We start from the raw sequence: 21433 nt of genomic DNA, 5'->3' as shown, positions 1-21433 counted from the left end.
CAACTTTCAACGAAAGGGGGTTGGTTAACTAGTTCTGCCGTGCATAGAGAATTTGTTGAGCAAGGTATGTTCAATTCTTATTTTTTATATTTAAAACAATTGCTTGAGATGTGTTTTTATTCGACATAACGTTGCCCTGACGTAGGGTTGAATTTATTTTGAATTTTTTTGTACATTTCAACTCAACTCGCTTGCATAGATATAAGCTGTGATAGCTTAGAACTCTACATATAAAAAGGTTAGAGCTCTAATTTTTGGTTAAGGCTTGGTCCTGTGAAATCGGTTAGGTACTGTTATCCTTAGATTTATTTATTGCTTGATTTCACTCAGGGTGATATTTATCGCTGTAGTTTAGGCAACGTATGGAATAAAAAATGGAAGCCGAACAGTTAGAAGTGCTCAATTTCATTAGCCAGTACCCACCTTTTGATGACCTACCTGAAGAGCAGCTTAGAAAAATTGCTCTCAATGCCGAGGTTGCATACTTTCGGCAAGGAACAAAAATCCTTAACTTCGGAGATACGATCCGCGACTTGTATATGGTGAGAAGTGGGGCGGTAGAGATTTATCGACGTAAAGGTGAACTCTATAACAGGATTGATGCTGGTGGACTGTTTGGTCAGATGGGGTTGTTGATGAACAACCGCGTACGGATGCCAGCCAAAGCGATAGAAGACACTCTCGTTTACTGTATTCCGGAAAACATCTTCAATGAACTTTGTGATGAGTTTGAAAACTTTGCGGACTACATGGAACTGGAAGATAGCGCGCGTTTGCGAAGCGCAATATCTAGCCGCTCCGAAAGCAATGACTTTACCACCGCTAAGGCACGTAAAATCTTAGCAAGAGATCCAGTAACTCTGGAGGCAACGGCTTCAATTCAGGAAGCTGCGATACTAATGGCAGAGGAAAATGTCACCTCTCTGCTCATTATTCGCCCGACAGAGGAGCTCACAGAAGAAGATGACGAACAGCTGCTTGGAATATTGACTGATCGCGATCTTTGCATTCGCGTACTAGCTCAGGGTATTGATACCAATATTCCAGTGAGTGAGGTCATGAGTTATGACGTGGTTTCATTGGATTATAACGCCTATGTGTTTGAGGCCATGTTAACCATGTTGCGTTACAACGTGCATCATTTACCAATTTTAAAAGATAAAAAGCCGATAGGAATTATTGGCATGACGGACATCGTTCGTTATGAATCTCAGAACAGCCTATTGCTAGTGAGCTCTATTTTTCAGCAAACCAGTGTCGAGGATCTCAAGCAGGTTTCTGAACAAGTAAAAGACTGTTTCGTAAGAATGGTCAATGAAGATGCCAACGCGCACATGATTGGTCGAGCCATGTCGGTTATAGGCAGTAGTTTCAAACAACGCCTCGCTGAATTAGCTGAGCAAGAGTTCGGCCCAGCGCCCATTCCTTATTGTTTAGTCGCAATGGGTTCAATGGCGAGGGATGAGCAGCTAATTGTAACGGATCAAGATAACGCGCTTATTCTCGATAACAGTTATGACGTTGAGATTCACGGAGAGTACTTTGAAAAGTTTGCTAAATTTGTTTGTGATGGTTTAGCGGCATGCGGCTATGCTTATTGTACTGGAGACATTATGGCTACCAACCCAGAATGGCGAAAAACTCGTGCAGAATGGGAAGAATGCTTTGGAAACTGGATAGACAATCCAACCCCTGAGAGATTGTTAAATAGTAATATCTTTTTTGATCTCCTCGGTGTGCATGGGCGAGTGAAATGGGCGGAGCAATTAAGCAGCTTTATTGTGAGACGAGCGAAAAGAAATAACCGCTTTCTTGCTTGTATGGCGTATAACGCAATACGTAGGACGCCTCCACTGGGCTTTTTCAAAGACTTTGTGATGGAGAAAGATGGTCGTCATCGCAACTCGATTAACTTGAAGCGAAGGGGGACGGCTCCGTTGGCCGATTTAATACGGGTGCATTCTCTGGCAATCGGTTCCCGATCGCAAAACTCTTTCGACCGTTTAGATGACATTAATGATGCTGGCATTTTACCGAAAGGTCGAGGTTTGGATTTAAGGGATGCGATGGAGCTAATCTACATGGTTCGAATTCGTCACCAAGCCCTTGATATAGAAAATGGAGAAGAGCCAGACAACAATATTGAGCCGGAGAACATGTCTGAATTTGAACGTCGAAACTTAAAAGCAGCATTTCAAATTCTAAGTAACGCTCAGAACTTCATTAAGTTTCGATACCAGAGAAGTAGCAAATAATGTGGTTCTCAAAAAATGTAGAAAAAGAACAACCGTTGTTGGATACATCCCAGACGCCAGAGTGGTCAATGTTGTTCAAACAACTCGCTAAAGAAGCGAAAGACGAGAGGCTCAAACGCTATTATTCGACACCGATGGTTAATGGGGAAACACCAATTGAACAAGTGCCATTTGTCTCGGTAGACTTTGAGACAACAGGATTGAACTCGGAAGAGGATGTCATTCTCACGATCGGACTTGTGCCGTTTACTATTGATCGTGTTCAATGTAATGGCTCTGCTCATTGGGTCGTTAACCCAAACAGAGAGTTAAACCACGAGTCTGTCATTATTCACGGTATCACTGACTCAGAGGTAAAAAACGCGCCGCAGCTGTCTCAGATCTTGGGTGAAATATTGGATGCGTTGTCAGGCAAAGTGGTACTTGTTCACTATAAGAACATTGAAAGGCAGTTCTTTAATAACGCCTTGCTAAATAGCATCGGAGAGGGGATACAGTTTCCTGTCGTTGATACGTTAGATATTGAGTATGCGATACAACGCCGTGAATGCAGAGGTTTTATCAATAAGTTGAAAGGCAAGAAACCCGGTTCTGTACGATTAGGGCACGCTCGTGAAAGATATGGCCTCCCTGCTTATCAACCTCACCATGCCCTGACGGATGCGTTAGCAACTGCGGAGCTGTTTCAAGCACAACTGCAGTATCACTTTAATCGAAACATGCCAATATCTTCGGTTTGGCAATAGGCGTTATTTATGGTGAAAACAATAAAATGCAATGAGAGATAGGGGGCTTTAAGATTATGATGGCGGATTGAGTAACCGCTTATAAGAACAATGTTTTATGAACATGTGCTTGGTAGTGATGAAGACGTTTCATTACTCGAACTCCGACGAAAGTAATTTAAACTTGGTCACGTATTTTTAAGGAGATTATCCGTGAGCACCGATAATAACGGTGGCATTCAACGCCCCGATGGAAAAGTAAACGCAATAGATACTGACTATCAAATTGGTCAGGATAACGTTGCGCTAAAGGTAGGCCCATTTGGCCTTGATATTCACAACCGTGTTTTTGCAATTTCTGGCTTAGCAATCGTCATGTTTGTTGTGATAACACTATTATTCCGAGAACAGGTAGAGCCGTTTTTTGCAGACCTACGAGCGGGTTTGTTGCACAATTTAGACTGGTTTTTTCTCGCTTCAGGTAATATTTTTGTCATTGTCTGTGTCGGATTGATCTTCACACCATTGGGCCGTGTGCGAATCGGTGGTACTGAAGCAACACCGGATTACTCCTATGCCGGATGGTTGGCAATGCTATTTGCTGCAGGTATGGGCATTGGTCTCGTGTTCTTCGGTGTATCAGAACCGATGTCCCATTTTAGTTCTGCGATTGGTGGCGTGAGCGTTGAGAATGGTGTACGTACTGACTGGGCACCGCTAGGTGGTGCAGAGGGCGATGCAACTGCAGCTTCGGCATTAGGGATGGCTGCGACGATTTACCACTGGGCACTTCATCCGTGGTCAATATACGCGCTCTTGGCTCTTGGGCTGGCTATCTTTTCATTTAACAAAGGTTTGCCACTCACCATGCGCTCAATTTTTTACCCTTTGTTTGGTGAGCGTGTATGGGGTTGGACTGGTCATATTATCGATATTCTTGCAGTGGTAGCGACGGTTTTTGGTTTAGCAACATCGCTAGGCTACGGTGCATCTCAAGCCGCAACGGGTTTGAACTTCCTGTTTGATGTCCCAATGACCAATACGACGCAGGTTATATTGATTATTGGTATTACTGCGCTCGCTTTAATCTCTGTTGTGGCTGGACTCGATAAGGGCGTGAAGATCTTATCTGAAATCAATATGGGTCTTGCAGCACTGCTATTGCTATTTGTTATTGTTGTTGGCCCGACGATTGCGATTTTAACTGGTTTCTTCGAGAACATCGTTTCCTATGTGGCTAATATCCCTGCCTTATCTATGCCATTTGGACGAGAGGATGTGAATTACTCTCAAGGCTGGACGGCGTTTTACTGGGCGTGGTGGATTTCTTGGTCACCATTTGTGGGTATGTTCATCGCACGTGTGTCTCGCGGTCGTTCGGTTCGTGAGTTTATTATTTGCGTTATTCTTATCCCATCTTCAGTTTGTGTGTTATGGATGACGGCTTTTGGCGGTAACGCAATTAGCCAATACGTTAATGATGGCTATGAGGCGGTGTTTAACGCAGAACTGCCTTTAAAACTTTTTGCCATGTTAGATGTTATGCCATTGGCTGAGATAACATCTTTTGTCGGCATTATCTTAGTCGTGGTGTTCTTCATTACCTCTTCTGACTCAGGATCACTGGTTATTGATACTATTGCTGCGGGCGGTAAGGTCGATGCACCAACGCCACAACGCGTGTTCTGGTGTACGTTTGAAGGTTTGGTTGCGATTGCATTGATGTTGGGTGGTGGTCTAGCTGCTGCTCAAGCAATGGCGGTGACGACTGGTTTACCATTTACTATTGTTTTGCTTGTTGCAACGGTATCTTTGATAAAAGGTTTGATGGATGAACCTCGTCCAAAGGCGGTTTCTAAGAAATCAAAATAACTAGTATCAGCAGTTAAATTATTGATAAAAGCGGTATGCGAAAGCATGCCGCTTTTTTTTGGATTTCTATTTTTCTCTGAGAAATGAACAGCATGGAAAATGGTCTTATTCTGGTTGTTTTTTGTACTGTGCATTTAGGTGACTATTTAATAAATTAGACCTCGAACTATTTTAACTTTTGGTTAATAGGTTTATTTTTGTGATCCATGTCACAAAAATACCGATAAAAAGGCGGATTATTTGATTTTTAGTCGCGAGGGATGCCCATAATAAAAAGGAAATTTAATTAGACCTCAAAGGATATGTATTTTCACATGATCACATCAGCACCTTGGGTCCTTTATCCAGAGATTGGAGAAGACTCAAGTAAAAAATGGATTTTTCGTGAGCCTAAAATCTCTGATGGTGACGACATTTACAGCTTGATTGCAGACTGTCCTCCATTGGACATGAACTCATCTTATTGCAATTTCCTACAGTCTACGCATTTCAGCAAAACCAGTATTTTGGTTGAGCAAAAAGGCGAAATCGCAGGTTTCATTTCCGGTTATCAGAAACCAGACGAGCAAGACGTTTTATTTGTCTGGCAAGTTGCAGTCTCACCTCGCTTTAGAGGTCATGGTTTAGCATTCCGCATGTTGAAAGAACTTCTCACCCGAGAGGAATTAGGCGGTGTTAAATCGGTAGAAACTACCATCACGGAAGATAATAAAGCCTCTTGGGCACTGTTCAAAAAGTTAGATGCGATTAACGGCAATTCTGGCCAAGTAAGCACATTTTTGGATGAAGAAGCCCACTTTAAAGGCAAACACGATACAGAATATTTGTATCGCATTCCTCTCAAATAATCCTCAAACAATAGGAATTAAAAACGGTCTCATCATGGATATTTTCAAAAAGCAGGAATCCAACGTACGCTCATATTCAAACAATTTCCCGGTCGTTTTTCGTAAAGCGAAAGGCTGCTGGCTAGAAACAGAACAAGGTGAACGATACTTAGACTTCCTTGCTGGAGCGGGATCTCTAAATTACGGCCATAACAATCCAGTACTAAAACAAGCGTTGCTTGAGTACATTGAAATGGACGGTATTACTCACGGTTTGGATATGCACTCAGAAGCGAAAGCATCGTTTCTGGAAGCGTTGGATACTTACATCCTTAAACCAAGAAACTTGGATTACAAGGTTCAGTTTACGGGCCCAACAGGCACTAATGCTGTTGAGGCGGCATTGAAGCTGGCTAAAAAAGTAAAAGGCCGCGACAGCATCGTTGCGTTTACTAACGGTTTCCATGGTTGTACTGCTGGCGCACTGGCTGCAACGGGTAACCAGCATCACAGACAAGGTAACGGCTCTAGCCTAAGTAACGTCACTCGTATTCCATTTGAAGGTTACGCTGGCGTAGATGGTCTCGCGCTGTTCGAAACCATGCTAAATGATAACTCTGCAGGTATGGATAAACCAGCCGCTGTACTTCTTGAAACTGTGCAGGGTGAAGGTGGTTTAAATGCTGCTTCAAACGAGTGGTTACAACGTTTGAGCAAAATCTGTAAAGCCAATGACATTCTTGTGATTGTCGATGACATTCAAGCAGGTTGTGGACGTACCGGTACTTTCTTTAGTTTTGAGCCGTCAGGTATCCAACCGGATATCGTGACGCTATCGAAGTCGATCGGTGGTTACGGTTTGCCGATGGCTGTCGTATTACTTAAGCCTGAGCTTGACCAGTGGAAGCCTGGCGAGCATAACGGTACGTTCCGTGGCAATAATCACGCCTTTATTACTGCTGCAAAAGCACTAGAAATTTACTGGGCAAACGATGATTTTGAAACACACATCAAGCAGTGTTCAGACAAGGTAAGTGCAGTTATTGACCGTTGTGTTCGTCGCTTTCCACAAATGTTTGTGCAGAAAAAAGGCCGCGGCATGATGGTTGGTATTGAATGTATCAATGGTGACATGGCATCTGAAATTGCGAAAAACTGTTTCGAGAATGGAATGGTGATAGAGACAGCGGGTCCAGAAGATGAAGTTGTGAAGTTCTTCTGTCCACTAACCATCAGCGAATCAGAGCTAGATCAAGGACTAAGCATCTTTGAAAATGCAGTAGAGACTATCGCTGCGAAACATTTCAAACAAGCATCTTAATAAGGATTTTAATTATGATCGTCAGAACTCTAGATGAATGCCGCAACAGCGAACGACGTGTTGTTTCAGATAACTGGGAAAGTGTCCGAATGTTGTTGAAAGACGACAACATGGGTTTCTCTTTCCACATCACAACGATTTATGAAGATACAGAAACTCATATTCACTATCAAAACCACCTTGAATCGGTGTTTTGTATGAGTGGTGAAGGTGAGATTGAAGTTGTAGGTGGAGAAACGTACCCAATCAAACCAGGTACATTATACATCCTTGATAAACACGATGAGCACTACTTGAGAGCTTATAAGAATAAAGAAATGGTAATGGCGTGTGTGTTTAACCCACCGATTACTGGCGCTGAAGTGCACGATGAAAACGGTGTTTATCCTCTCGTTGACTAAAAGATGATGGTGGGGTGCTTTGCCACCCCACACTTTACTATCTCTTCTTTTTTCTTTTTAAAGTTACCAATCAAAAAAGGCTTATCATGACATTTACCGTAGAAAAAATCGGCGGTACATCAATGACAGCATTTGATGCTGTTCTCGACAATATTATTCTTCGTCCCAAAACACCATACAATCGTATTTTTGTCGTATCTGCATACGGTGGTATGACCGATGCGCTGCTCGAGTGTAAAAAAACCAGTAAACCAGGCGTTTATCAGCTTATCGCGAAACGCGACGACAAATGGGAAGAAGCGTTAGCGTACGTTGAAAGCCGTATGTTGCTGACCAATGAAAATATTTTTGCGGACCCAATGAATCGTATCCGTGCGGATAAATTCATTCGCTCCCGCATTGCTGAAGCGAAAAACTGTATCGCGAATATTTTAGAAACCTGTCAGTACGGTCAATTTTCGTTGCGCCAGTACTTGCCTCAAATTCGAGAGTTTCTCTCGTCTATCGGTGAGGCACATAGTGCTTACAACACAGCACTAAAACTAAAAAATATGGGTATTAACGCTAAGTTCGTTGACCTGTCTGGTTGGGATAATCAAGCGCCAAGAAGCCTTGATGAGTCGATCAGTGACGCGTTTGCTGATATCGATGTATCAAAAGAACTGCCAATCGTGACAGGTTATGCTTACTGTAAAGAGGGCCTAATGCACACTTATGACCGAGGTTATAGTGAGATGACATTTAGCCGAATTGCAGCAATAACAAAAGCGGATTTAGCAGTAATTCACAAAGAGTACCACTTGAGCTCAGCAGATCCACGCGTTGTTGGCCCTGAAAAAGTATTACCAATTGGTAGTACAAACTATGACGTAGCAGACCAACTTGCCAACCTTGGCATGGAAGCGATTCACCCCAATGCCGCTGCGGGTTTACGTGAAAGTGGTATTGAGCTACAGATTAAAAATACATTCGAACCTGAACACGAAGGTACTTTGATCTCTTCAAGCTACCGCCCAGAAGAAGACAAAGTCGAGATCATCGCAGGTAAAGAAAAAGTATTTGCACTGCATTTGTTTGACCAAGCAATGGTGGGAAAAGCCGATAACGTTAGTTACGAATTGATGGAAATCATCTCAGATGCTCGTGTAAGTTTGGTTGGTAAAGAGATGAACGCTAACTCTATTACTTACTATCTAGGTGGCAGTTCTGATAGCTTAAACAAAGTATTGTATAAAGCCGAGAAACGTTATCCGAATGCCTCGATTAAAGGCCGTATGGTCGCGCTTATCTCAGCCATTGGTTCTCAAATTGATACCAACAAGACGTTGGCAAAAGGTGTACTTGCATTGATGAATAATGGCGTTACGCCAGTTGCACTGCACTCATCGTTGAGAAATGTAAATGTTCAATTTGTTGTCGGTGATAAGGAATACCAGCACGCGATTTGCGCATTGCATGATGAGTTTTTCCAAAGTAGCAGTTTAGCTAAATCGGTTAATGTGGCTTAGTTTATCCACGGTTAAAATACAAAGGAGAGCAGGTTAGCTCTCCTTTTTTGTTTTTCAGTTTGTACTCACAATGCCCGCTTTTTATAGGCTAAACAGACGATTTAAGTAAGTTCCTATGTGGCGATACACATAAGCCAGCAGAATGGTCTGCTGGCTTAATGTTACTGATTAACTAACGTTAACTTAGTTTACTTAAACTTGCTGATTTCTTGTTCAACTTTGTCTAGTTGCTGCAGCTTCTCTTGCATTTTTAGAGAGTCGTAGTTTAGTGAAGCAGGGTTCATCGCTGTGCCACGTTGCATTGGGTATTCTGGAAGTGTTTTAAAGAACTCTCCCACAACGTCTTGTACAGGTACAAATAGCCACATGTTGTCAGCCATCCAACGCAAGTACATTTGTGATTCGCTTGGGCCTTTTTCGAATGGGTCAGCGCGTAGGTGGATGATTTTAGGCCAGTTCGGAGCAAAACGAACTGCGTTACTTAGGTTCCCTTCAAGCGTTGCAAAGTGAAGTTTCCAGTCATTCCAGCGGACAGCGTTTAATTCACCATTAGACGTAAAGTAAAGCAGCGACTCACGAGGGCCTTTTTCTTCCTTACCTTCAAAGTATGGCATGAAGTTATAACCATCTAAATGTACACGCCATTCTTTGCCATTTGCTTTGTAGCCTTCTGCCAGTTTTTCTTTTACATCAGGTACGCCAGCAGCTGCCAATAATGTAGGCAACCAGTCTTGGTGCGCCATCATTTCATTGATCTTGGTTCCTGGTTTAATGACGCCTGGCCAACGAACCAGTTGAGGAACACGCATACCGCCTTCCCAAGTTGTACCTTTTTCACCATGGAATGGTGTTGCCCCACCATCTGGCCAAGTCATGGTTTCTGCGCCGTTGTCCGTTGAGTAGATAACGATAGTGTTGTCTGCAACACCTAGCTCATCCAGCTTGTCGAGTAAAACACCTACATGATCATCATGTTCCAGCATACCATCGGCATAAATGCTTACACCTGATTTACCTTGGTATTTTTCCTGCAAGCGAGTCCAAACGTGCATACGAGTGGCGTTATGCCAAATAAAGAAGGGTTTATCCGCCTTAACTGCTTTTTCCATAAATGCCAAAGAGCTCTCTAGGAACTCTTCATCTGCGTGCTCCATACGTTTTCGTGTCATCGGGCCAGTGTCTTCAATCTTACCGTCGGCATAAGACTTAATGACACCACGAGGGCCATAGTTTTTACGAAACTCTGGGTCTTTAGGGTAGTAATAAGTTTCAGGCTCTTCTTCTGCGTTTAGGTGATATAAGTTACCGAAGAATTCGTCAAAGCCGTGTTTGGTCGGTAAGTGCTTATCTTGGTCACCTAAGTGGTTTTTACCAAATTGACCCGTCATGTAACCTTGTTCTTTTAACAGGTCTGCAATGGTTGGCGCCCAATCAGGTATGCCGTGGTCAGATCCTGGCATACCAATTGTTAACAAACCCGTACGAAATGGCTCTTCACCCGTAATAAAGGCAGCGCGACCAGCAGTACAAGACTGTTGTCCGTAGTGATCTGTGAACAACGCACCTTCATTCGCGATACGGTCGATGTTTGGCGTTTTGTAACTCATCATACCTTGGTTGTATGCGCTGATATTCCAGTAGCCGATATCGTCCCCAAAAATTGCCAGAATATTCGGTTTGTCGGCTGCCATAGCAGCACTGGACGCCGCTAACAGTCCTGCGCCTACAGCGATTTTGCTCAATTGATTTGCCATAAAAACTCCAGATTGTTGAGAGTAAAGATAAGCACAAGTGAGCCTTATGCTTAGTTGCTGCATAAGTTAATGATGTATATAGAAAAAATCCTCTTATACTCGATATAACCATAAGTTATTGCTAGGTAGTAACCATTTGTTAATTAAGAAGAAATAGGGTTGTCCTGTTAGTTTGTAGAGATTCGTAAAGTAGATTTAGATCACTGAAGAGCCTTATTTTTATTGCGTAGTAGAAGAGGGGATGGAAATGAAAAACAATAGGATGCTCGCTTGTTTTACGGTCCTAAAGCAATACTAAAGTCGTTATGTATTGCTTGTAATTATTTGTATAACCAGTGATTTAGTGTCTATATTGATTTAGGTTGTACATTATAAATATAAGGATATCTATGAGTCAGTGGGCAGGCCGGTTTCGCATTTTATTGCTGGTCAACGTTGTTGTCAGTTTTATGGCTTTTTCTCAAGAGTTATTAATAGAGAAACCAAATATTCCTTCAGGCTTAAATCCGGAATATGCTGGCACACAAGCTTGTATAGATTGCCACCAAAACGAGGTAGCGGCCTGGAAAGGGTCACATCACGATATGGCCATGAAGCATGCAAGTACAACCTCTGTACGTGGTGATTTTGATAACCATGTTGTAACGCACAAAGGAATGCCTAATCGTTTCTTTAAAAAAGGCGGCGAATATTGGGTCAACATTCAAGGCTCTGACGGGCAATGGCATGACTATAAGATCAGCTATACATTTGGCTGGGAGCCACTACAGCAGTACATGGTCGAGTTTGAAGATGGCCGCGTGCAGCTTATTCCTTTTGCTTGGGACACAAGAGCTAAAGTTGAAGGGGGACAGCGTTGGTTTCATCTTTATCCAGAAACGACAACAACGGATGAATTCTATTGGACCAATACCGGGCAAAATTGGAACTTCATGTGTGCTGATTGCCATTCAACGAACCTAAAGAAGAATTACGACGCTGACAAAAACACTTACAACAGCTCATGGTCAGAGATTAATGTGGGATGCGAAGCATGCCATGGTCCCGCTAGTCAGCACATAGAACTGGCCAAGAAATACAAAAATGCTGGCACTTCTTTTGAGCATGACAGCCATTATGGCTTTGATCGAAATTTGTCTAAAGCAGTGTCGGATTGGGTGTTTGAGGAAGGCCATAGTACGTTACAGCCGAAATCAATTGAAGCAACCAATCAAGTGCAAACATGCGCTCAATGCCATAGTCGCCGAACCCAGTTAAATGAAACAGGTGATCATGTTAAAGGTTCTTTTTTTGATAAATATCGCTTAAGTCTTATAACACCTGAACTCTACTATCATGATGGACAGATTTACGACGAAGATTATGTTTATGGTTCGTTTCTTCAATCTGAAATGGCGGAGAAGGGGGTCACGTGCACTAATTGCCATGATCCACACACGGCAGAGTTAACGATCCCAGAAGAGGTAGTATGTTCGCAATGCCATATTGCATCGGAATATACACCTGAAAAGCATACCTTTCATAAGGCTGGATCTGAAGCATCGCAATGTACGACTTGTCACATGCCAGAAACGACTTACATGCAAGTCGATCCTCGTAGAGACCACAGTTGGCATATTCCACGACCGGATTTGAGCAAACATATTGGAACGCCCAATGTTTGCATGTCATGCCATGAAGATAAAAGCAATCAATGGGCCGATGAACAGATAGCAAAATGGTACCCGAATTCGAAGTATCGTAATCAGCAACATTTTGCTGTCGCATTTTATGCGGATTCAATTGGTCATCAAGGAGCAGCAAATGCGTTGGCATACTCTGCTCAGGATTCGTCGTTAAAAGACATTATTCGCGCCTCAGCCCTGGAGAGAATGGGGGGCAACACTGACCAAAATACAACAGTATCTTTGGCTAGGGCCGTTAAGAATGAGAATGAAATGGTTCGATTAGGGGCAATTTCAGGCTCGTCTGGTTATGAATTTCATGATCGGTGGCGGATTCTAGAGCCATTGCTTGGTGACCCGGTGCTTTCAGTGAGAGCGGAAGCTGCCTCGGTGCTGGTAGCGAACTACGCACAAATGACCCCTTTACAAAAAGATATCATTAAATCGCCTTTAGAAGAGTACATGGAAATTCAAGAGTTTAATGCCGATCGTGGTTTCGGAAGAACCAATTTGGCGAATGTGTACCGCAGCTTAGGTGAAATCGACAAAGCGGCCGAGCTGTATAAACAAGCGATCAGCATCGAACCCTATTTCGAAAATAGCTACGTTAACCTAGCAGATTTGTATCGTCACCTAGGTAAAGAAGAAGCTGCGCTCACGGTGCTACAACAAGGGATGAAAGCTCAACCTAAATCCAGCACGTTACCATACAGCGCAGGTCTTTCTTTGTTACGTCAAGGCAAAGCCGATGATGCGAAAAAGCTACTTAGACGCGCCGCAGAAATTGGTGAAACTAATGCTCATTATTGGTACGTGTACGGTCTAGCTCTAGAAAAAAGCGATGTTCTAGAAGCCAGTAAAGCGTTGCAAACAGCATTTGAAGTCGGTGGCAATCCACAGCACTTGTATGCTCAATGCGAGGTTCTAGCGAGAAATCATAAAAAAGGTGCTGTCGCTTTTGCTTTCGATAGGTGCATACAAGAGCTTAGTCACTATGCACCTAAACAAGCTATTGATCAGCTTAAAGCCTCTATTGTTGGGGTCAATAGGAGCTAATTACCAAAAGTGGAGCTTTTATCGCTCCACTTTTTTCTTACTTAGTTTAATCAGCGTCTTTCGCTAATCTCAGCCCCATATCGGACATGATGACTGACTGGCTAGCAAAATCGCGACGATAGTTTTCGGATTCGTCAGCATCATAGGCAAAGCTACCACCTCGTACAGACTTGTGTGCAAGGCTTTCTTTTTCATCTTTTGCGTTTACCGGATTATCACTTGGTGCCGATTTGTAATAGCCTTCATCAAAGGCATCAATAACAAACTCACCAACATTACCCGTCATATCGTATAAGCCAAGCTCATTCGGTTTTTTCTGACCTACCTTGTGTGCTTTATTGTTTGAGTTACTGGCATACCAGGCAACGTCGTTAATATCATCAGACCCCGCGTAAGTGAATCCTTGACTTAGATTCCCCCCTTTCGCAGCAAACTCCCATTCTGCTTCGGTGGGTAAACGATAGTGCTCTCCCGTTTTTTCATTCAATTTCTTTATAAAATAATTGGCTTGTTGCCAGCTAATGTTATTCACGGGCGTATTTGGGTTTCTAAAATAACTCAGAGAAGAGCCTGTAACCGATTCGAATAACTCTTGGGTTACCTCAAATTTTGCCAAATAGAAATCATCCACGCGAACGGTGCGAGCCGGGCGCTCGGATTTATTTGCTGATGGATTATCCGAGCCCATCGTAAATGGTCCACCTTCAATAAGAACCATATCTTGATCGATTTTTTGAGCAAGAGGGCTAGGTTGTGTTGTTGCACATCCAGTCATAATTAGCGAAATCGAAATAGTGGCACCAAGGTAAAGAGTATTACTTTTGGAATGCTTCATAGGGGAGCTCCATCAACATTTATGATCAAAAAATTTTATCAGGCAAGTCTATGAAAAACAGTTATACACACTATAACAAGCGCCACGAATAATTGAACATTATCATCACACTAGGCGATTAACTTAATGATTAGTCTTAACGCCGTTGGGCGCAGGCTAGCAACTAAGAAGGTGATGAATGCACATAACTCAAGGTCCGCAGTTCAATGGAAAAGCATCCAAGCGATTACATGTCATGGCGAAACCTATCGGTGCAGTGTGCAATATCGATTGCACCTATTGTTACTACCTAAGCAAACAAGATTTACTTGAGTACAAGCCAGGCTGCTCACCAGTCATGGATGAGGAAACGCTCGAGACCTATATCCGTCAATATATAGCGGGACAGAATACACCTGAAATCATTTTCTCTTGGCAGGGTGGTGAGCCGACAATGCTAGGTTTGGATTATTTCAAGACAATTGTTGAGCTACAGAATAAATACCGTCCCGATGGCATTACGATCTCCAATGATCTCCAGACTAATGGCACACTGCTTAACGATGAATGGTGTGAGTTTTTAAAGGCGAACAACTTTCTCGTCGGTTTAAGCATTGATGGCCCAGAAATGATGCATAACGCTTATCGAACAAACCGAGCTGGTAGAGGCACATTCCGGCAAGTCATGAATGCGGTTGAACTATTACATAAGCACGAAGTAAAGTTTGCTACGCTCACTTGTGTTAACAACTTGACCAGCCGTAACCCACTTGAAGTGTACCGATTCTTGCGAGATGAAGTACGCTCCCCTCAAATGCAGTTTATTCCAATAGTTGAGCAGAAAACATTCAGAACAACCGCCCCTCAAACTTGGGAGCCAAACGAGCAACTAAAGCAAGGAGATAAACGGTTGATCCCAGGTCATAAAGATGCCGTTGTTGAGCCTTTTTGCGTTGCGGATGAAGCATGGGGAAATTTTCTGATCGCGATTTTCAATGAATGGGTTTTACACGATATCGGCAACGTGTTTGTGCAGTACTTTGAAGCCAGTATCGAAACCTGGATGGGCAGAAAAAACCCACTGTGTACGTTAGGTGAAATCTGCGGGAAGGGCTTAGCAATGGAGCCTAATGGTGATGTGTTTGCGTGTGATCATTACGTGTACCCAGAATATAAGGTTGGAAACATTCATCACGAAAAGCTCGATACGCTCGCTTATAGCTCTAAGCAGCAGAAATTTGGGTTTGCTAAAAGTCGTACGCTGCCCCAACAGTGCCTTCAATGTGATTATCAATTTGCATGTTTTGGAGAATGTCCGAAAAACCGTTTTATCCGTACTAGGCAAGGTGAGCCTGGTCTTAATTATCTCTGCGCGGGTTGGAAGAAGTTTTTTACCCATGTTGATCAGTCGATGGCGTACATCTTACGAGCGACAGGTAACCCAGTGGTTCACGGTAAATACAGTGACCAGATTCTACGCCAGCAAGCTACTCAAACACAGACTGTGTTTGAAACGAAGTTTTAAGATAGTCACTACGCCTGCTACAGGCCCGGAAATGAAAGAATATAGGTTATTGAATGCAAAAAATTAAGCTGCTCTCTAAATCATTACTCGTGATCTCGATCGGCATTGCTACGAGTCAAGCCGTGGTGGCACAAGAAACAACATTGCTAGACCCAGATCAAGTATCGCCGACAACGGTTGTCACTCCACAAGAAGCTCAAATGACACCGGCGCAACGAGTCGAAAAGCTGTCTTATGATGCGCAAAATAAAAAGTTGTCTTCAGAAAAACGTATTGATGCTTTACGTGAGTTAGCCAACTATCCAAGCCAAAATGCATTGGTTGCAGTTGCGCGTGGGTTGCAGGATGAAGATGCAGGTATTCGCGAAGCTGCGATTGTGGGAGCACAGCCATATATGATTGAGCACCGTTGGCGTTTGATTTCACCATTATTGAGTGATGACGCCGCCATGGTGCGAATTACAGCAGCGATTAACCTCGTTCGAGATTACGCCAATTTGAGTTCAGAGCAACAGCAGTCACTTGAAGGGCCTGTTTCAGAGCTGACAGCACACTTGTCCAGTAAGAACGATAATGTTTCCAAGTTATTACTTGCAGACGTTTACCGTTGGCATCGTGATTGGGATAAAGCGGCGCTGATATACCCAGAGTTAACTAAGCTTGAGCCAAACAACCCTCAAGTTTGGTTAAGCTATGCAGACAACTTCCGAGCGCAACAGCTAGACCAAAAAGCTATCAACGTGCTTGACGAGGGTATCAAGCTAAATTCAGAAGATGCCTCGCTGCATTATTCTAAATCTCTCGCTTTGGTTAGATTAGACAAAAAGAAAGAAGCGGCGTTTGAAATAGACAAAGCTGCGACGATGGCAAAGACGAACAGTTACTTTTGGTATTTAAATGGTGTTCTGCAAGAAGAGTTAGACTTGAAGAAGTCTGTCAACGCTTTTGAGCAAGCGTATTTGATATCCGGTGCTCCAGAACAATTGTATGCCGTGTGTGACATCTATGTCAGATACGGCAACCCTAAAACGGATGACTGTTTAACAGAGCTAACGAAGGTCGCTCCCGACTATGTTATTGAAGAGCTCAATCAGAAAAAGGGACGTAAAAGTGCCTCTACATCAGTTGAAGCCAATGAATTTAAACTCTAATCGGTAAATTCCATGTTCCTATTTTAATAAAATAGTGGACTAGATTGGTGACATTGTCACTTTTTGGTGGCCGTTGCATATTTCAGTTCAATATGCGCCTGTTTCAATTGAACTATACTTTTGATTGGATTCGCACCTAGCACCTCAATATAAGGAATTAAGATGGCTATAAAGTTAAAGGCGATTGTCTTAGCAACAGGTTTTGCTCTGTCTAGTTACGCTGTTGCTGCTGATATGCAAGATCCACTTCCGTCATGGAACAACACTGACGCTAAGCAAGCTATTATGGCGTTTGTTACGAAAACAACGACCCAAGGTTCGGATTCCTATGTGCCTGAAGGCCAACGAATCGCGACGTTTGATAATGATGGAACACTTTGGGCAGAAAAGCCTGTTTATCTACAGTTGTTTTTTGCGATCGATAGAGTAAAAGAAATGGCCTCTGAGCATCCTGATTGGAAGACAACCGAACCCTTTGCTTCCGCATTAAAAGGTGACATGGAGGGGATTGGTAAACAAGGACTCGAAGGTGTAATGAAGCTTGTTATGGCAACCCATTCTGGAATGTCTACTGAACAGTTTCATCAAGAAGTTAAGGAATGGTTGAAAACGGCTGTCCATCCAACAACGGGTAGACCATACACTGAAATGGTATATCAACCTATGCTCGAACTGCTCGACTATTTAAGAGCGAACGACTATCAGACCTACATCGTTTCTGGAGGCGGAATTGAATTTATGCGCGTTTGGGCGCCGGAAGTATACGGCATTCCAACGCAAAACATCGTGGGAACGACGTTAAAGGCGGAATATCAAAGTGTTGATGGAAAACCTACCATCCAACGCATGCCGGAAATAGACTTTGTCAATGACAAAGCAGTAAAGCCTGTGACGATTCAAAACTTCATTGGCAAACGTCCGGTAATGGCGTTCGGTAATTCTGATGGTGATTTACAGATGTTAGAGTGGACGAAAGCAGGTTCAGGTCCAAGATTTTCTGCGATTATCCATCACACGGATGACAAGCGTGAATGGGCGTATGATAAAGATTCTCATGTTGGTAAGTTAGATAAATCGTTTAAAGTAGGTGAAGAGCAAGGTTGGCTATTTGTCGATATGAAACAAGATTGGAATCAAGTGTTTAAAGAGAGCACTAAATGATAATCTTTGTTTGACCATAACTTGCTGCAACCAAACAATTGCAACGAAATAAAAGGCCTCACAATTGAGGCCTTAGTTAATTCCACAATAGTTTCGATACCTAGGGTCTAGTTTCTAGGTTGCTGTGTCATTGTTTCTACCACTTTTTCAATACTTAACGAGCTACCTTTCGTTGCAGGGAACTCCTTAAATGTCTCTAGGAACTTACGCACGATAGCTTGAGCAGGAACGAACATCCACATTTGATCAGCGTAAAAATGTCTGACGTAAAGTGCTGCATCTGGACCGACCTCAAATGGATCCATACGAAGGTTTACAATCAAAGGCCAACTAGGTGTTTTGCGGTATGCCTCATTAATGGCACCCTCCATAATACTGAAGTGGATCTTCCAGTCTTTATAACGAACGGCGTTTAAATTACCACCAGCATCGAAGTAAAAGATTTCTTTGCGTGCGCCTTCATCAGCTTTACCAGTCAGCAGATCAAGTTGGTTGTAGCCATCTAAATGTGCTTTAAAGGTTTTGCCCGCTGCTTTATGACCCTTCAATAGTTTTTCTTTCACATCAGGTTCGCCCACAGCTGCGAGTAGAGTTGGCATCCAGTCTTCTTGTGAAAAGATATCGTTGATAACCGTTCCTGGTTTAATGTTTCCAGGCCAGCGTACCATCATCGGAACGCGGAATCCGCCTTCCCAAGTCGTACCTTTTTCGCCCTTGAACGGTGTAGTACCACCATCTGGCCAGGTAAATTTCTCAGCGCCATTATCAGTACTAAAAACAACAATGGTGTTATCTGCTACGCCTAGCTCTTCAAGTTTATCAAGCATGACACCTACTTGATCATCTAGGTCCATCATGCCATCGGCGTATAAGCCGTAACCTGACTTCCCTTGATATTCTTCACTCAAATGTGTCCAGACGTGCATACGGGTTGAGTTATGCCAAATAAAGAATGGTTTGTCTTCTTTTACTGCTTTTTCCATAAAGGCCAAGCTAGCATCCATGAACTCTCGGTCTACGTTTTCCATACGCTTACGAGTAAGGGGACCTGTGTCCTCGATTTTGCCATCCGCAGTCGCCTTCAACACGCCTCGAGGTCCGAATTTTTTACGAAACTCTGGATCTTTTGGATAAAACTCAGACTCAGGCTCTTCTTCCGCGTTTAAATGGTATAGGTTACCAAAGAACTCATCAAACCCATGGTTAGTTGGTAGGTGCTCATCTTGATCACCAAGGTGGTTTTTACCAAACTGACCAGACACATAGCCGTGATTTTTAAGTAACTCTGCGATAGTAGGATCTTTCGATTGAATACCCTCTTTTGCGCCGGGCATACCAATAGTCAATAGACCGGTACGAAACGGATGTTGACCCAGAATAAATGAGGCTCGTCCGGCAGTACAACTCTGTTGTGCGTAAGCGTCTGTGAAAATGGCACCTTCATTGGCGATTTTATCAATGTTAGGAGTCTTCCCTCCCATCATACCATTGTGATATGCACTAATGTTGTATACACCTACATCGTCACCCCAGAACACAAGGATGTTGGGCTTATCGGCAGCAAAGGCTGTGGACGCAGCTAATGTACCGACCAATGCCATTACCTTTTTAATCGAGTTTCGCATGAAAATCCTCCGCGATAAATGAATCCATTATCGTTATATAACGTTACTAATTGTGTTCATCATGGCGAAGTCGAGTGAGATGACACCAAATGAGACAATGTAGTCAGTTGAATATAGTAGAGGTTTTTTGTTGCTTCCAAGTAATCCCTGTTTTTCAAAAATGTTAACTAACATGGACTAGACTTTAGTGTGTTTTAAGTGTGATAAGACGCACTTACAGGATTGAATTTCAATGAAAGGCGACACTATGAAAAATAAACTAGCAACTATCCTGTTTCTATGTATCCCGTTAGAAGTGGTTGCGGAAGAGACACCAAATGTCGTGGTAATGTTGGTTGATAACCTTGGGTGGGGGGAACTAAGTTCCTATGGGAGTACCAGAGGTGTTGAAACTAAAAACTTAGATCAACTTGCTAGAGAAGGTGTACGCCTTACTAATTTTAATGTGGAACCGCAATGCACGCCAACTCGCTCCTCATTCATGACGGGGAGGCGAGCGCTTAGATCTGGGACAGATAAGGTTGTTTGGGGAGTGCCTTACGGTATGGTGAACTGGGAGATAACCATTGCAGAGAAGTTTAAGGAACAAGGATATAACACGAGCCTTTACGGGAAATGGCATTTGGGAGACCAAAAAGGGCGCTTTCCAACGGATCAAGGCTTTGATGAATGGTATGGCATTGCAAATACGACGGATGAGTCAGAATATAGCTCTCAACCCGGTTATAAAGCTATATTACCTAAACCTCAAATCCTTTCAGCTAGAGTAGGGCAGGATCCTAAAGGGGTCAAAGAATATAATTTGGACTCACGTAGAACGATTGACAGTGAGCTAGTTGAACATGCCACAGATTTTATAAATCGAAATGTGAAAGAGAATAAGCCATTTTTCTCTGTAATTACTTTTACTCAACCACATTTACCGACGCTACCTCATCCTGATTTTATTGGTAAAACAGGCAAAGGAAATTACTCAGATGTGTTAGCTGAGATAGATTTTCGAGCTGGGCAAGTTATTGGTGCAATAGAAAAAGCAGGAATTAAAGACAATACACTAGTGATTTGGTTTTCTGACAACGGTCCAGAGTGGCATATGCCATACCAAGGCTCTAGCGGACCATGGCGTGGTGCGTACTTTACGGCTCTTGAAGGCTCTCTCCGAACACCATTTATTGCCTCTTGGCCTAACCACATCAAACCGGGCAGAGTGAGTGATGAAATTATCCATGTTGTGGATCTATTTGCCTCACTTTCTCATGTCGGTGGATACAAATTACCAAGCGATAGAACAATAGATAGTATTGATCAGTGGGCCTTTTTAAAGGGAGATAGTGAAAAGTCTAATCGAGATGGTTTCATCGTTAACAATGGATCTGAAACCTACGCTTATAAGTGGGAAAATTACAAGATGCACTTTATTGATCAAGATATCATGCCGGAGAAAGGGCGCCCATTACAGATCCCTGAAATATACAATTTGATTGATGACCCTAAAGAGGAGTTTGATTTAAGAAATAATGCCACATGGTTATTTCCTATCATGATAGGAAAGAGAGTAAAGTTTGAATCTTCCGTTTCAACAAGCTGCGATACGATTCCTTTCCCTGCTCCATTTGGATATGAGCCCGATTGTAGCAAGGGGAATTTCAATCAATTTCCAGTGGATGGATTACGCCAGAAGTAGTTTACCCCAATGGCTCTTTCTCGCATACATGAGGTATGTTTTTGGTTCAATATCTCATTAGAGCCATTTAGGGCCATGTTTTTTCTAGTT

15 protein-coding genes are annotated in these 21433 nt (G+C 42.9%); 12 read left to right on the top strand and 3 right to left on the bottom strand.

From position 1 onward, the window contains the following. Positions 1 to 374 precede the first annotated feature (374 nt). The 7 genes from R7E29_RS17330 to R7E29_RS17300 all read left to right on the top strand — a co-directional run bounded on the left by R7E29_RS17330 (position 375) and on the right by R7E29_RS17300 (position 8909). Positions 375 to 2255 (top strand): DUF294 nucleotidyltransferase-like domain-containing protein, encoded by a 1881-nt coding sequence (locus tag R7E29_RS17330; protein ID WP_005377775.1) that lies wholly within the window; start codon positions 375 to 377, stop codon positions 2253 to 2255. After that, positions 2255 to 3001: a 3'-5' exonuclease gene (locus tag R7E29_RS17325; protein WP_196363362.1), complete on the top strand. Its 747-nt coding sequence runs from the start codon at positions 2255 to 2257 to the stop codon at positions 2999 to 3001. The genes R7E29_RS17330 and R7E29_RS17325 overlap by 1 nt, the downstream gene beginning before the upstream one ends. A 192-nt stretch (positions 3002 to 3193) precedes the next feature. After that, positions 3194 to 4852 (top strand): BCCT family transporter, encoded by a 1659-nt coding sequence (locus R7E29_RS17320; protein WP_005377772.1) that lies wholly within the window; start codon positions 3194 to 3196, stop codon positions 4850 to 4852. Between the two features lie 314 nt (positions 4853 to 5166). After that, positions 5167 to 5700, top strand: a complete 534-nt coding sequence (ectA, locus tag R7E29_RS17315; RefSeq protein ID WP_047100663.1) for a diaminobutyrate acetyltransferase — start codon at positions 5167 to 5169, stop codon at positions 5698 to 5700. A 34-nt stretch (positions 5701 to 5734) separates the two neighbouring features. Then, positions 5735 to 7000 (top strand): diaminobutyrate--2-oxoglutarate transaminase, encoded by a 1266-nt coding sequence (ectB, locus tag R7E29_RS17310; protein WP_054576470.1) that lies wholly within the window; start codon positions 5735 to 5737, stop codon positions 6998 to 7000. A gap of 14 nt (positions 7001 to 7014) precedes the next feature. After that, the gene (locus R7E29_RS17305) at positions 7015 to 7401 is read left to right on the top strand and encodes an ectoine synthase (protein ID WP_005377769.1); all 387 of its coding nucleotides are present in this window, start codon (positions 7015 to 7017) and stop codon (positions 7399 to 7401) included. A gap of 86 nt (positions 7402 to 7487) precedes the next feature. Then, positions 7488 to 8909 carry an aspartate kinase gene (locus tag R7E29_RS17300; RefSeq protein ID WP_047100661.1) on the top strand — a complete coding sequence of 474 codons (1422 nt, stop codon included), beginning with the start codon at positions 7488 to 7490 and terminating at the stop codon, positions 8907 to 8909. 188 nt (positions 8910 to 9097) lie between these two features. On the opposite strand, the gene R7E29_RS17295 is transcribed toward R7E29_RS17300, so the two are convergent. Further along, a complete protein-coding gene (locus R7E29_RS17295) occupies positions 9098 to 10663 on the bottom strand; it encodes an arylsulfatase (RefSeq protein ID WP_005377767.1) in 1566 nt (521 codons plus the stop codon). 389 nt (positions 10664 to 11052) lie between these two features. On the opposite strand from R7E29_RS17295, the gene R7E29_RS17290 reads away from it, so the two are divergent. Further along, complete coding sequence (locus R7E29_RS17290; protein ID WP_054576471.1) at positions 11053 to 13383, top strand: tetratricopeptide repeat protein; 2331 nt, start codon at positions 11053 to 11055, stop codon at positions 13381 to 13383. Between the two features lie 46 nt (positions 13384 to 13429). On the opposite strand, the gene R7E29_RS17285 is transcribed toward R7E29_RS17290, so the two are convergent. After that, positions 13430 to 14158 (bottom strand): formylglycine-generating enzyme family protein, encoded by a 729-nt coding sequence (locus R7E29_RS17285; RefSeq protein ID WP_373921196.1) that lies wholly within the window; start codon positions 14156 to 14158, stop codon positions 13430 to 13432. Positions 14159 to 14396: 238 nt separating this feature from the next. On the opposite strand from R7E29_RS17285, the gene R7E29_RS17280 reads away from it, so the two are divergent. The 3 genes from R7E29_RS17280 to R7E29_RS17270 all read left to right on the top strand — a co-directional run bounded on the left by R7E29_RS17280 (position 14397) and on the right by R7E29_RS17270 (position 18034). Then, positions 14397 to 15722, top strand: a complete 1326-nt coding sequence (locus R7E29_RS17280) for an anaerobic sulfatase maturase (protein WP_033905217.1) — start codon at positions 14397 to 14399, stop codon at positions 15720 to 15722. Positions 15723 to 15775: 53 nt separating this feature from the next. Then, on the top strand, positions 15776 to 16873 hold the full coding sequence (locus tag R7E29_RS17275) for a hypothetical protein (protein WP_017634003.1): 1098 nt from the start codon (positions 15776 to 15778) through the stop codon (positions 16871 to 16873). A gap of 162 nt (positions 16874 to 17035) precedes the next feature. Next, positions 17036 to 18034, top strand: coding sequence for an HAD family hydrolase (locus tag R7E29_RS17270; RefSeq protein WP_054576472.1), 999 nt, complete (start codon positions 17036 to 17038; stop codon positions 18032 to 18034). 107 nt (positions 18035 to 18141) lie between these two features. Here R7E29_RS17270 and R7E29_RS17265 read toward each other — a convergent pair whose 3' ends face one another. Then, positions 18142 to 19659 (bottom strand): arylsulfatase, encoded by a 1518-nt coding sequence (locus tag R7E29_RS17265; protein ID WP_005377761.1) that lies wholly within the window; start codon positions 19657 to 19659, stop codon positions 18142 to 18144. Positions 19660 to 19906: 247 nt separating this feature from the next. Between R7E29_RS17265 and R7E29_RS17260 the strand changes: the two genes are divergently transcribed. Then, the gene (locus tag R7E29_RS17260) at positions 19907 to 21343 is read left to right on the top strand and encodes an arylsulfatase (RefSeq protein ID WP_250158448.1); all 1437 of its coding nucleotides are present in this window, start codon (positions 19907 to 19909) and stop codon (positions 21341 to 21343) included. Positions 21344 to 21433: the final 90 nt, after the last annotated feature.

It is taken from the genome of Vibrio sp. Vb1729 (assembly GCF_033338655.1).
GTDB classification, from domain to species: Bacteria; Pseudomonadota; Gammaproteobacteria; order Enterobacterales; family Vibrionaceae; genus Vibrio; species Vibrio alginolyticus.
This window is presented reverse-complemented; position numbering and strand designations above follow the sequence as displayed.